At 46.8% G+C, this 13,788-nt stretch carries 11 protein-coding genes and 1 pseudogene; 7 read left to right on the top strand and 5 right to left on the bottom strand.

The genetic code is table 11. From position 1 onward, the window contains the following. Positions 1 to 73: 73 nt before the first annotated feature. From OIK42_RS20380 to OIK42_RS08295, 4 genes and pseudogenes are all read right to left on the bottom strand, one after another. Positions 74 to 313 (bottom strand): annotated as a pseudogene (locus OIK42_RS20380) (hypothetical protein); the annotation flags it as partial. Positions 314 to 493: 180 nt separating this feature from the next. Beyond that, the gene (locus OIK42_RS08285) at positions 494 to 1,291 is read right to left on the bottom strand and encodes a coiled-coil domain-containing protein (RefSeq protein WP_273639672.1); all 798 of its coding nucleotides are present in this window, start codon (positions 1,289 to 1,291) and stop codon (positions 494 to 496) included. A gap of 126 nt (positions 1,292 to 1,417) precedes the next feature. Further along, positions 1,418 to 2,143, bottom strand: a complete 726-nt coding sequence (locus tag OIK42_RS08290) for a thioredoxin domain-containing protein (protein WP_273639673.1) — start codon at positions 2,141 to 2,143, stop codon at positions 1,418 to 1,420. Beyond that, entirely contained in the window at positions 2,143 to 3,696 is a 1,554-nt protein-coding gene (locus OIK42_RS08295) for a bifunctional GNAT family N-acetyltransferase/carbon-nitrogen hydrolase family protein (protein ID WP_273641452.1), read from the bottom strand. The genes OIK42_RS08290 and OIK42_RS08295 overlap by 1 nt, the downstream gene beginning before the upstream one ends. Before the next feature lie 232 nt (positions 3,697 to 3,928). On the opposite strand from OIK42_RS08295, the gene OIK42_RS08300 reads away from it, so the two are divergent. From OIK42_RS08300 to ahpF, 4 genes are all read left to right on the top strand, one after another. Beyond that, the gene (locus tag OIK42_RS08300) at positions 3,929 to 4,591 is read left to right on the top strand and encodes a 2OG-Fe(II) oxygenase (protein WP_273639674.1); all 663 of its coding nucleotides are present in this window, start codon (positions 3,929 to 3,931) and stop codon (positions 4,589 to 4,591) included. Positions 4,592 to 4,835: 244 nt separating this feature from the next. Then, the gene (locus tag OIK42_RS08305; RefSeq protein ID WP_273639676.1) at positions 4,836 to 6,491 is read left to right on the top strand and encodes a response regulator; all 1,656 of its coding nucleotides are present in this window, start codon (positions 4,836 to 4,838) and stop codon (positions 6,489 to 6,491) included. Positions 6,492 to 7,024: 533 nt separating this feature from the next. Further along, a complete protein-coding gene (gene ahpC, locus OIK42_RS08310; protein WP_273639677.1) occupies positions 7,025 to 7,588 on the top strand; it encodes an alkyl hydroperoxide reductase subunit C in 564 nt (187 codons plus the stop codon). 99 nt (positions 7,589 to 7,687) lie between these two features. After that, complete coding sequence (ahpF, locus tag OIK42_RS08315) at positions 7,688 to 9,280, top strand: alkyl hydroperoxide reductase subunit F (protein ID WP_273639678.1); 1,593 nt, start codon at positions 7,688 to 7,690, stop codon at positions 9,278 to 9,280. A gap of 251 nt (positions 9,281 to 9,531) precedes the next feature. Here the strand turns inward: ahpF and OIK42_RS08320 are convergent, their stop codons facing one another. Continuing rightward, complete coding sequence (locus OIK42_RS08320) at positions 9,532 to 11,571, bottom strand: TonB-dependent receptor plug domain-containing protein (protein WP_273639680.1); 2,040 nt, start codon at positions 11,569 to 11,571, stop codon at positions 9,532 to 9,534. 68 nt (positions 11,572 to 11,639) lie between these two features. Between OIK42_RS08320 and OIK42_RS08325 the strand changes: the two genes are divergently transcribed. The 3 genes from OIK42_RS08325 to OIK42_RS08335 all read left to right on the top strand — a co-directional run bounded on the left by OIK42_RS08325 (position 11,640) and on the right by OIK42_RS08335 (position 13,778). Then, positions 11,640 to 12,029: a Cd(II)/Pb(II)-responsive transcriptional regulator gene (locus OIK42_RS08325; protein WP_273639681.1), complete on the top strand. Its 390-nt coding sequence runs from the start codon at positions 11,640 to 11,642 to the stop codon at positions 12,027 to 12,029. 387 nt (positions 12,030 to 12,416) lie between these two features. Then, complete coding sequence (locus tag OIK42_RS08330) at positions 12,417 to 13,370, top strand: hypothetical protein (RefSeq protein WP_273639682.1); 954 nt, start codon at positions 12,417 to 12,419, stop codon at positions 13,368 to 13,370. 240 nt (positions 13,371 to 13,610) lie between these two features. After that, positions 13,611 to 13,778 (top strand): disulfide bond formation protein B, encoded by a 168-nt coding sequence (locus OIK42_RS08335; RefSeq protein WP_374211847.1) that lies wholly within the window; start codon positions 13,611 to 13,613, stop codon positions 13,776 to 13,778. Positions 13,779 to 13,788: the final 10 nt, after the last annotated feature.

Raw genomic sequence — 13,788 nt, forward strand, 5'->3', positions numbered from 1 at the left:
CGACAATGTCACGCAGTGGGTTTACGTCGAACACATTCACATCGTAAGATGAGAGGTACTGGAAAGCGCCTTGTCACCACTTGGTGACTGACGACTTAATTGGGTCAGGCACATCAAACCCGGTATCCTGTGTTGCTACATCGTACCAAAAGTCGGCGAGCGCCTGGCGGGCACCTGCAGCACCATTTTTACACCAGCCTTTGGCCAGCATTACGGCGTTCATTGCCCCGGCGCTGGCAACACTGATACCTTGGATCTGAATCCATGATTCGCTGAGCAGCCGGTTTAAAACGCCCCAGGTGAAGGCACCATGAGCGCCACCGCCCTATAATGCCAATGATAATGTGACCGTTTTCATACCATTACTCCCTGTAAGTTGCGGCATTGCAGCATTTAAGAGTAATAGTTACGCGTCAACGTAGCATAAGGATGATTTTTGTTTAAAAAACACTCAAGATGGTAGCCCGTCATGTTGACGGGCGGGCCGATAGGGTTACTGACCAGCTGAAGGTGCCGGTCCTGATGAGCTCTTGCCTGAGGGGGAGCTGACAACCTTGGTTGCCAGATCACGCAGATTGTTTTCGAGGGTTGCAATACGGCTCGACAAGGCATTATTACGTTGCTCTAACAAGGCAAGCTTGTCGCCAAGATTTTTAATGGCTTGCTGACGTTCACCGCCGGTCGCGGCCAACTGTTCCATTTGCACATTAATTGCCAGCATCTCATCGGAAACGGTTTCAATGCTTGATCTGATGCTTGCTAACTGCGTTTTTTGGTTGTCTACATTGCGCGCTACCTGCGACACCGACTCCTGCATCGCTTTGTTGTCACTGGCAACCCGGTCGGTGAGATCGGCTATTTCTTTTTGATTTCGACGCCACGCTGATGCCCACAGCTTGTCCATTTGCTCCCACAGCTCTGCGCTTTTATTGGTCAGCTCGGTCACTTTAACTTGTAAAGCAACGGTTGACTCGCCCATTTCTTCACCGGTGGCAGACAGCTTGTTTTCTAATTGCTGGATCCGGTTACTGGCACTTAGCAGCGCATCCTGCTGTGTTTGTATTACGGTAAATAAGTAGCCAGCGGCGCCGCAGCCTGCAATGGCCAGCAGTAATGCAATGATTGCCCAACCAGACCCTCCACCGGACGTTTTTTTCGGCTCAGGCGATGCCGAATTGGTCGCAGCGCTTGCCGAACGGCTGGCAGGTGAGGTTTTAGTTTGAAAGCCTCTGCGGTCTTCTTCATCGAGTCGTATTGTCGGAAAATCATCGTCTCTCGAATTATTAGCCATATTTCCTCTTAATAACAACTGTGGCGTGCTTATGGATGTTACAGATAAATCAGGCACCCAGGCCTTTTTATGATGTTATCGCTATTTAGTTTGCAATACCAATAGATGACAGCAATTTTTGAATAATTACCAGCTAATGGGTGCATAGGTGGGCAAATTATCGCCAGTTTCCCCTTTGTTATGCATATCAATAATATCCTGCTGTAACTGCATACGATAGGTTTTTACCTGCCGCCATTTGTCGTTGAGCGTTGGAACCGCTTCGCCTTCGTTTTCTAAGGCCAGAAGCTTGCCTAACTTTGCGTAATGGCGATAAAGCTCATCGGCCTGGGCGTTCTCAAATGCGGCGATGGCCGTCGTTGGCGGCACAGGCGTTTGTTGCTGCTGCCATTGTTGTAACGCGTGCTGCAGGTAGCTGGCCAGCGCATCTGCCGATTCGTTGTGGGCATTTTGCCAGCGTATCAGAGAAGCGCGGTTAACCACTTGCTGCGTTGCCGGGTCGACCAGTAGTAAGGTCGGCGTGGCAAAGTAAGCAGGGTAATCGAGTTGGGCTATCAGTGACTTTTTATTTTCCAAAAAGCCCACGTCGATGGTAACCATCTCAAATTCGGCCAGCGGTGTTGCCAGTGCTGGTGACTGCATAAAGTCAGCCAGCGCCCGGGAGTCATGACACCACTGTGCGCCAAGCACCACTGCCACTAAAGTAGAAGCTTGCCTGGCGTTGCCGAGGGCCTCATTTAATACGGCCTGCTCATTGTCGTGGCGCTGGTAAAACGATGACTGCGTGGCGGCCATCATCGTTTGGCTGAACGTGGCCAACAACGCGACCACGCAAAGTGTTAGCCGGCGCATTAGTCCTCTCCACCAAACCACTCAACGCGGTACAGATCCCTGCGGCGGTCGAGGTAATTGCGCACCGACCCCTCGTTCTGGAGTTTAGTGAGTTTGTCTAAATCCAAATCAACAATCAGGGTCATTTCAGTATTCGGCGTGGTTTCCGACACAATGGCATCGTGAGGGAAAGCAAAATCAGATGGCGAGAACACCGCAGTTTGCCCGTACTGAATGTCGACGTTATCTACTTTGGGCAGATTACCGACACTGCCGGCGATGGCCACGTAGCATTCGTTTTCGATAGCCCGCGCCTGGGCGCAGCGGCGAACCCGCAGGTAACCATTTTTGGTATCGGTCCAAAACGGTACAAACAGAATTTGCATTTCTTGTTCTGACAACACCCGCGCCAGTTCAGGAAATTCAACGTCGTAACAAATCAGGATACCAATTTTGCCAAAGTCTGTGTCAAAACAGCGCAGGTAGTTGCCGCCCTTCATGATCCAGTCTTTTTTCTCATGGGGAGTTGGGTGGAGTTTGTACTGGCTTTCAATGGTACCGTCGCGCTTACACAGGTAGCTTACATTGTACAGTTCTTCATCTTCGATAACGGGCACTGAACCAGCAATAATGTTGATATTGTAAGATACCGCCAGCCGCGAGGTTGAGGTCAGAATTTCATCGGTATATTCAGCCAGGTGCCAAATGGCGTCGATAGATGATTCAGACTCGGCCAATCCCATTAAGGGTGCGTTAAAAAACTCCGGGAACAACGCGACATCACAGCCGTAGTCGGATAACGCGTCAACAAAGTACTCCACTTGCTGGAGTAACTCTCCAACATTCTCGAAATAGCGCATCTGCCACTGCACACAGCCAATACGGGCAGAACTTTTTTTACCGCCGATAAGCTGTGGGTTGCCTGGCTCATAATAGATATTATGCCACTGCAATAGGGTGGCATAGCCATTTGACGCTTTGTCTTCCGGCAGGTAAGCCTGCATAATCTGTTTAACTTCGAAACCGTTAGAAATCTGAAAGGTCAGAATGGGGTCGTATATATCTTTTGCCTTGACCTTTTCAATGTATTCGTAAGGCGTCATTTCGTTAGCAAACTGACCATAATTAGGTATACGGCCACCGGCCATAATCGATTTTAAATTAAGGTTGCGACACAACTCTTTACGGGCTTCGTATAAACGTCGTCCTAACCGTAAACCACGATACTCCGGTGATACAATCACTTCAACGCCATACAGAACGTCGCCGTTTGGATCGTGTGTTGTCAGGTAGGCATCGCCGGTGATTTCATCGTAGGAGTGTTTGTCGCCAAACTGGTCGTAATCGACAATGACAGAAATCGCAAAAGCGACCACTTTGCCTTTGTCTTCTATACAGATCTGGCCGTCAGGAAAGGTGGTGATTTGCGCTTTATAATTTTTAAATGGCCATGCACCGCCGACGTTACGGTAAACATCATCCATGAGTTCTTTGACATCCTGATAGTCATCGAGAGTCAGATGACGTAAATCCAAATGGTGTTCGGTATCTTCGGTATAGGTTTCTTCGCTCATTACACGCTCGTCAAAATACGACAATAAATTGCAAGCAACATAGCATGATGCCACGTTAGGCTCCACCCTTAACCACAGAGTTTCAGCACGAAAGCCCGACCAACGACAGGTTTTTACTGATATAGCTATCGCCGCATTAAAACAGTCATATAAATCGCACAAAATGCTTGCTAGTTCGGCTGTTTAGGTATATTTATCCTTTTTTATTACCGTTGAATTTTTTGCTATAACAATGCAATTTTCCGATCATGCCCAAAGTGTTGGCACCGCAGCCCCTGAGCCGCTTTTTGCCAGCATTGCCGACGATATTTTACAGCGCGGTTTCAGTATTGTGCCAAATGCGCTACCCATGGCGTTAACCCACCGTTTAACCGATTACGCTCAGCAGGCGGTAGGTTTTGATCCGGCTGGCATTGGCCGTAACCAGCAATACCAGCAAAATGAGTTTGTTCGGACTGATGAAATTTGTTGGATCCAGGGTAACGCGGCAGTCACGGCCGCCTGGCTAAACTGGATGGATTGCTTAAAAAGCTATTTGAATACCCGCCTGTTCCTGGGCCTGTTTTCCTATGAAAGCCATTTTGCACATTATCCTCCGGGCAGTTTTTACAAGCGCCATTTTGATGCATTTCAGGGCCAATCTAACCGGGTATTGTCGACGGTCTTTTATTTAAACTCTGACTGGGGGCATAACGATGGTGGCGAACTGGTTATTTATCCGCCCGACAACCAGCCCGACAGCATAAATGTAACGCCGCTGGCAGGTACCCTGGTGATATTTTTAAGTGAGGAGTTTCCCCACGAGGTATTGCCTGCCAAACGTGACCGGTTCTCCATTGCGGGCTGGTTTAGAGTGAACGACTCTACAGCGCAGCGGGTTAATCCGCCAAATTAACGCAACAGCCAAATCTGATTGGTTAATAAATAGCCTAAAGGTGTAAGCGTGATAGTGGCAGTTTTTGGAAAAACGGGATAACATCAGAAAATTACATTAATATGAATAATGTTGCCGATAACAACATGCTGCTCAGTACCGTGAAATATAGCGTGAAGTACGCCTTTTTTTCCGTTTTTTATGTGCGTACAAGTGCTGATGCCGACATATACAAGGAACGCTATCAAGTGTTGAGTGGTTACTTATGATGGATAAATTCCCGTTACCTAAATCGATTGATGAAATAAGGGTGCTGGTTGTTGATAACCAGGCGTTAATTCATGATTTGGCTAAGTCTGCATTATTGGAACTGGGTGTACGTCAGGTAAGTAGCGCGCAAAATGCCTATCACGCGTTGCGGTTATGCGAAAAGTTTCAGTTCGATGTGGTATTGCTGGCGTTTAACGTGAGCAACGACAAAGACGGCTTCCATTTATTCGAAGAGCTCAAACACAATAACTATATTTCCGATAAAACCACGGTGGTGTTTTTAAGTGCTGAAACCAGTGCATCATTAGTTAACTGTATTATTGAGCTGCAGCCAGATGATTTTTGGGTAAAGCCGCTGGATAAAAAGCGTATCCAAAAGCGTTTTGAGTATTTAATTAACGTTCGCCGTAAATTGCATAAAGTGATGCACTGCATGGACAGCGCCGATTATTCTGCGGCGATCTATCATGCTGAGCGAGGCTTAACCGATAGTAGCCTGGTTGAATATCATCCCCGCTTAAAGCGCATGATTGGCGAGTGTTTACTGCAGCTTCGTGAATATGGCTCAGCAGAGCGTTATTTTACTAATCTGAAAAACGATTACGATCATGCCTGGGTAAATATTGGTTTAGTCAGATCCTTGTTTAAACAAGATAAAGTACTGGAGGCGGAGCTGCTGGCTGAAGACTTACTGCAACGCCCGGATACCCGCTTTTTAACCTACGATTTACTGGCTCAGTATTACATTAGCAAAGAACAGTTCGATATTGCCTACGAGCAGGTAAAGGCAGCCAGCAAGCTGGCCCCGCGAAACATTGAGCGAAATAAAAAGCTGTGGGATTTAGCGCGCTTAAATCGTGATAAGTATGGTCAGCTCGACGCCGTGCAGAATATGGCCAAGTATGCCAAAAATTCCATTCATGACTCGCCGGAGCTGAGTTTAAATGTGGTGAGAACCATGGTCGACCTGGCCGCCAGTGTTACTGGCGCTGAATCTGAAAAGCTGCAACGTAAAATCCATAAGGAAATTCTCGCGGTTGATACCTCAGATACCAGCGAGCCAAGCCTGGGTAATAAATTACTGGTTATTAAAGCGCGGGTAGAATCGATCAAAAATAATAAGAAGTCTGCTGAGAAAATGCTCAAAGACAATCTTAATAAAGAAATCACCATGAACCTCGAAGACAACCTTGATCTCATGAAGGCCTATCATGAGTTAGGGATGAAAGAAGAGTGCCTGGCGATTCTCGATTCGTTACGCTCTCAGTTAGAAGGTGACACGCTGGTTAGTCAGGTGGTGGATGAATACCTGAAACGAGAAGAAATCGAGCGGCGTGAAATTAAATTTACCACCAAAGAACTCAAAGAAATGGCAGCGGTGAATTACCGCGAAAACCGCATACTGCCAGCCTTTAATAACCTGTGCCAGGCCATGACGTTGTCGCCCCAGGATAAGTCGATTGCCTTTAGCTTGTTAAAAGTACTGGTTCATATTAATAAAAAAGAGCCCCTCGACGATGCGCAATTTAGCATTGCGCAAACCGCAGCGGATTTGCTGAATAAAGACACCCTGGTACCCGGACAACAACAAAAGCGCGACGAATATCTGCACGCCCTTGGTATGAGTGAAGTTCAGGCTGACGCGGGTTAGCCAGACCGGTTTTCTTTACCTGTCACTGCAGGCAGAACTTTTCTGCGCTGCAGTGTTAGCCGCAGCACCTTCTGCTGAGGCGCTCATTCTGCTGAGGAACTGCGCCCCAACCCCATACCGGTAAGTAGCTAAATACACGCTAGCTTTCCTGGCTGTCACAAGCAATTATAAACACTTTCAAACACGTATGAGTTATTTTGCCATAACGCCTGGCAAAGTCTTTGACCCCGGTAAATCAAGCCTGCTGGTTAAATGAGAGTCATTACGTTCTCAAATATTGATTAATTCCTATTCAAAATAGCTTATTGATAGCTTTTCTCGAATAAGCCTTTCAACAAATCCAATTATAAATTCATTCATTAGCCCGTTAAGCTTATCTCATCTTGTAAGGGGACGCGGTTTAACAATCCATTCGGGTTGAAAATCCGTAACTCATTAGCAAATCAATAGTGTGATTGCATTAAGACAGTAATCACGCAGTGATTTTTATGATTAACAGAAGCGTTAATACATCTAACTCTAGGAGAAAGTAAATGGCTTTAATTAATACCCAAATCAAACCATTCACAGCGAATGCATTTAAAGATGGCGAGCTAATCGAAGTAAGCAGCGAAGATATCCAGGGCAAGTGGGCGGTATTTGTGTTTTATCCGGCAGACTTTACCTTTGTATGCCCAACTGAGTTAGGTGATATTGCTGACAAATACGAAGAGCTGCAATCACGTGGCGTAGAAGTGTTCTCAGTATCTACCGACACGCACTTTACCCACGCGGCATGGCACGAAGCGTCAGAAACCATTGGTAAAATCAAATTTGCCATGATTGGTGACCCAACCGGTACTATTACCCGCAACTTCGACTGTATGCGTGAAAACATGGGTCTTGCTGACCGTGCAACTTTCGTGGTTGACCCTGACGGTATCATCCAGGCAATGGAAATCACTGCCGAAGGTATTGGCCGTGACGCCGACGACCTGGTACGTAAAGTAAAAGCAGCACAGTACGTTGCATCGCACCCAGGCGAAGTTTGCCCAGCCAAATGGAAAGAAGGTGAAGCAACTCTGGCACCATCATTAGATCTGGTTGGCAAAATCTAAACTGACCTGGTTACTCCAGGTGTTTAACCAACGATAACTGTCGGTGCGGGCACTCAGCCCGCACACTTTTCCCACACATTAACCAAGGCAGAATTTACTATGTTAACGCAAGAAATTTTAACCGCTTTAAAAGGTTATACCGCGTCTATGCAGAAAGACGTCACTTTTGTTCTGCAAACAGGTGAGCACAGCAAACGCGATGAGCTCAAGAAGTTTCTGTCTGATGTGGCAGGTGTAAGCGACAAGATCCAGTTGGAAGAACGCGATACAAACGGCGTATTACGCAGTGCAATCAGCTTTTTACTGGAAGCTGATGGCGAGGACACCGGTATTCGTTTTTCCGGGATCCCAGGCGGACATGAGTTCAACTCATTTGTTCTGGCGCTGCTGCACGCATCAGGCACCGAACTTAAAATCGACAACAGCGTACAGTCGATAGTTAAAGGTGTTAAAGACGAACTTAAATTTGAAGTTTTCATTAGCCTGAGCTGTCATAACTGCCCGGATGTTGTCCAGGCACTAAACCAGTTCGCGCTATTAAACCCCAACATCTCGTCAGAAATGATTGACGGTGGGTTGTATCAATCGCTGGTAGAAGAGCGGGATATTCAGGGTGTACCCAGTGTGTATTTAAACGGCGAGTTGTTTGCGAACGGCAAAGTCGACGCCGCGACACTGATAGACAAGTTACTGGAACACGATCCAAGCCTTAAACAGGCTAACGCCGGTCAGTCTCTGCCACTGCAGGACGTGACGGTAATCGGTGGTGGTCCGGCAGGCGTAAGTGCTGCTATATACAGCGCACGTAAAGGATTAAAAGTTACTGTTATTGCCGATCGCTTTGGTGGTCAGGTGAAAGACACCATGGGCATCGAAAACCTTATCTCTGTACCGAAAACCACCGGTCCGGAACTGGTGGGTAACTTAGCCGAGCACATGAAAGACTACGACATCACGCTTAAAGAGCATGTGCGGGTAGATAATATCGAAAAAGGCAATATTAAAACGCTGACCCTCTCGTCGGGTGAGCAAATTAAAACCAAATCGCTGGTTGTTGCCACCGGCGCACGCTGGAGAGAACTAGGTGTACCCGGAGAAAAAGAAAACGTGGGTAACGGCGTGGCTTACTGCCCACACTGTGACGGCCCGTTCTTTAAAGGCAAAGATGTTGCCGTAATTGGTGGCGGTAACTCCGGTATTGAGGCAGCGCTTGATTTGGCCGGCATTGTAAAGTCAGTGACCGTATTTGAGTTTATGCCAACGCTTAAAGCGGATCAGGTGTTAATTGATCAAGCGTTAAAACGCGACAACATCAAGATTATTAAAAATGCGGCGACCAAGCAGATTGTGGCCGATAACGGCAAGGTGAGTGCCATAGAGTATCAGGACCGTGCGACTAACGAAGAGCACCGTCTGCCACTTGCTGGTGTGTTTATTCAAATAGGTTTAGTGCCTAACAGCCAGTTTATGAAAGATGTGGTGGATTTAAGTAAGCACGGCGAGATTATTGTTGATCACAAATGCAACACCTCTGAGCCGGGTATTTTTGCGGCAGGGGACGTAACCACGGTTCCTTATAAACAAATCGTCATTTCGATGGGCGAAGGAGCAAAAGCGTCGCTGGCTGCGTTTGAATATCTGCTGTCTCACCAGACAGAAGAAGAGTTGGAGCAGCAGGCCGAGGTTGCCTAGGCTTTTTTAACAGGACATGTAATACCCTCCCAACCATTACGGGCAACTCACGTTGCCCGTTTTTTTTTGCCGGTAGGGGGGAGGCATCGCTACTGCTGTTTTTAGCTAACCGCCGTTGCAAAGGCAAGCAAGTGCAGGGAGCCGTCGAAAGCTATTCGCGTAAGGTTAAGTTTTAAAGCTCAACAGCGAGTGAATCACTGTAGCTGCATAATAACCTTAGCTGAGCTCGCACAGCTCAGACACCGACAATATCAGTGGCCGAATTGAACCCTTACCCCTGCATTGGCGATAAAGCCGTCGTTTCTCGACCAGATATCTGTGGTCCATCGGCCGCTAGGTGCGCGAGCAGGCAATAACAGCGGATGTTCATCGTTTTGTTTTACATCTAACAGGTTTTCCAGATTAATAAACCAGCTTACCCGACCCATGGTGAGTTCTCCCATGAGGCCCAGATGCCAATAGGGCTCAGACACCTCCCGGTAAGGATTGTTGTTTAATCGCTGTGAGCCGGTGTAATACGCTTCAAAACCGGCGCGAAAATTACCATGCTGCTCCCACATCGCCACAAAGCCCGCTGAATGTCGCGGAGTGAGCGCCATTTCTTGTCTGTCGTTGTTGGTTGCCATTTCCTCGGTGGCATCCAGGTACAGGTAGCTCGCTGTTAGCTTAATGTCTTGCCAGTAATAACGCAGCAGCACTTCTGAGCCGCGGATCTGGCTCTCGCCATCAACATTGACGAGTCTTACCCTATCCAGTACTGCATTCCCGGCAGACGAAAATGCCTCTAACTCTGTGGCATTATCAACATTTGAACCAAACAGCGTAAGACTGGTTTCGATGTTGTCTAAGGTGTAGGTAAAATCCAGTGAGGCGGTTTGTGCTTCTTCTTCCTGCAAGTTTTGTATGGGCGCAAGTCGCGATAGCCCGGCAGCTTCAATCTCTTCCACGAAGGGGGTAGGCGCATAAAAACCCTGTCCGTAGGATCCTCTGATGGTCACATCGCCGGGGCGATACAATACCGAAAGCCTGGGGCTTAGCTGCGTGCCAAACTCATTGTGATCATCGGCACGAATACTGTAAGAGGTGGTAAGTTCGGAGGTTATCTCATAATCGAGTTGCGCGAACAGCCCGGGCACCGAATAAGAATAATCGAACTCTGGATAGGTTGTTGATTGGTAACGATCTGACTGATAGGCCAAACCCACCACCCAGTCACTGTTATCGCTGTAGCCGGACAGGCTGCTTTCAAACAGATAGCTTTCGTGTTTGTCGTTTTCGCTATCATTACCATAACGATGATCATGCTCTTGCAGCATCGCTGACGCTCTGGTCGAAAAGGTGAATTGATTACCCAGTGGTTTAGAAAATACCAGGCCGCCATCGGTGCGCTGTGACTGCTGGCTGTGCTGAAACTCATTGCCATCTGCAACCACACCACCTGTCACCGTGCCGCCATGACGATTTTCTGTCATGTACCCCGCGGTAACATACAGACTCTCACCGTCGCCTCCCTGCCAGAATAGCCGGGGCCGAAGGGTATATCGCTCATAGCCGGCTAAATCAATCCAGTCGTCGCTATTGGTATCTTCACTTTTTTGATGATGTGCGCCTGCCGTTACCGAGCCGCTTAAGGTGTCAGACAGTGGCGATTCAACATAGGTGGTCACATCCTGACCGTCGCGGGTGGTTAAATTTATTAATGTTTCGCCGCTGAACTCATCACCGGGCCGTCGTGACACCAGATTAATCACACCGCCTAACGCCGAACCTCCATACAAAGAAGACGCTGAGCCTTTGATAATTTCGACACGCCCTAAGTCGGTTGGTGGAATTTGCAGCAGACCAATTGATGCCGCCTGATTGCCATACAGTGGTAAGCCGTCAGCCAGCAATTGCGTGTACCTGCCGTACATGCCCTGCAGGCGAATGTTGGCGCTGCCTAATGCCGGAGAAGTAGTCTGCACACGCACGCCACCGGTTTCTGCCACCAGCATAGAGATATTGCCCGGACGCATGGTGGCTTTTTCGGTGATTTCTTCACGATTGATAATTTCAGTGCGAATGGGCTGCTCATCAGCAATGCGACCTGAACGGGTTGCCTGAACAACAATCTTTTCCACGTCGTCACTATGCTCATCATGGCCATGCTCATGCTCTGAGTGTTGCGGCTGTGCCTGTGATTCAGACTGTGGCTGCGGCGCGGATTGAGGTGGCGTTGGTTGACTGGCCAGGCTCTGAGCAACAGCGCCAAAAGAGAGGGCCAGCATGGCCACACGAGGTATGAATGACATAGAGCGTTCTGTAATCGTTGTGAGTAATGTATATTGAGTATAAAGGTTACTGTTACTGGAAGGTCAAGATGAAAATAAGTCAGCTCGCTGCCGCCTCAAATGTTCCTGCTAAAACAATTCGTTATTACGAAGAGGTAGGGCTGATAGCCCCGGCACGGCGCAACGAAAGCGGCTACAGGCACTATGAACAAAAGGATATAGAAACGCTGATATTTATCAGGCGCTGCCGGGAACTGAATATGGCCATTGACGACATAAAGCAGTTACTCGACGCTCAACAAAACCCCAAAGCCTCATGCGCTGTAGTCGATGAGATGATTGACAGGCAGCTTAAGCGAATACGGCAAACTCAAAATGAGCTCGCCATGTTAGAAAAGTCGTTGTCGTTACTGGCAACGTCCTGTGTTAATCATAACATCGAAAACTGCGCTATATTGCACCAGTTAAAATCGGCTTAAATAAGCTTTTACCATTGTTAGCGATTTAGCATACATGCAGCATTGCAGCCAAATACCGCCAATTGCAGTAGGGCAGGAACCCGGCCCATGTTGCGTTGGTGAACGCCGCTAAGGATAACCGCCATTGCCCCGGGTAATAAGCAATGACGACAATACCGCTGGGTGTTAATTTATTTTCAATACATCGCTCAACCAGCGCAGCGTTGACCGCTCTTGGTTACAAGGGGACCGGTTGCTAGTTATTTATGGACGACTGGTTTGTACGTGAAGCCGCCGGTCAGATGTGAGATACCAATCGACAGTAACGAGCGATAAACGGACATTGACATAGATTCCTCTATTCAAGCAGTATGACTAATTAACTATTCCCTATCAGTGGAAAATACCTTGAAATTAAAAAAGTATTGGCGTGCATTATTTGTCTTATTTTTGTTAAACGCTCTTGCGATTTTTATATATAACGATGTTTTTAAGATCAGTATATGTCCAAAAATTGGCTGTATTGAGAATTTTACAAATTATTACTCGCCAATCATTAAAGCTATAGAAATTCAGTTAATATTATTTGGAATCTGGACTGTTATAGACAGGATAGTACTAACTGAAAAACAAATAGAAAGCCTATCACAAGTAAACAGTTTCAACGGTTACATACAGCATAGAAAAGAATTTTTCGACCTTACAAGTCGCTGTGAAGAAGGGCAATACAAAATATTAGGCGGGGAGTTGCTATATCAAAAATTATTCTCCAACAATACTCCTCGACACTTCACAACCATCCCTACCAGCCCTGACGAAAGCCCTATCTCAATATTGGGATTAGTAAATGAATTCAATGAAATTATCGATTCATTGAATAAAATTGGTAAGGAAACGCAGGGGTTTAATCATTTTAAAAATAAAGAAATTTGTGAAGCTTTATCCAACTACAATGTCCTCAGGTGTCAGTTAGGAGTGAAAGAAAGTGATGATGTACAAGTCATAGGAAAAAATGCTTTGTATATGGGAGCATTTAGTTACTTGCCATTATGCCCTTCAGAAAGTATTCATAGGACCGCTAATTTTTTAAATGGGCTAGTAAAATTTTGTTGCTATGATCTGAAAGAATATCAGTTGAAAGATTTTAACTATTCTCTTTCAACGGGGGAATCTGCTTACTATCATCTCGTTGTTGATGAATCCTTTTCTAACCCAGCAGATTTAGGATGTTATGAAGAGGGTGAGAAGGCGTTTATAAATGGAGTATCGATATCGGATTGTCCATATCACCAGACATCAATTGAATTTAAAGTTTGGCATGAAGGGTGGAAAGCAGCTTCATCTCAGATTAACGAGAAATGATTATACTTCCATTTAAATGTCCGCTATTGGCACAAACTAGAAGTCGCAAAACAATAATCCAAACGTCGGCTCCTTGTCTATTTGAGCCAGTGACTTCGTTAGGCCGAAGCGTACGTTTTGCTGCCGGTCTGCCTGAAAAGGCAATAGCAGTTCATAACCAATGAAAGCAGACGTTCATAGTTTATCTTAAGCCTCGGATTTACTGGCTCAATGAACAGTCGATAAAAATCCAGCTAATACATGAATGGATACCAGCGTTTTTTTGCAGCCACAGGTAGCTGCGACAATATTGACTGGCAATTTCTCACACTGAGCATGCCACAATGGATGATTGCAATATTTGCTGCCTACAGTGTCGTTTTCGTATTGGTGTTTTTGATTCGGCTGTTGAAACAACATGGCGCCTAAGGCGTCATCT

This window comes from Alteromonas gilva (assembly GCF_028595265.1).
GTDB lineage: Bacteria > Pseudomonadota > Gammaproteobacteria > Enterobacterales > Alteromonadaceae > Alteromonas > Alteromonas gilva.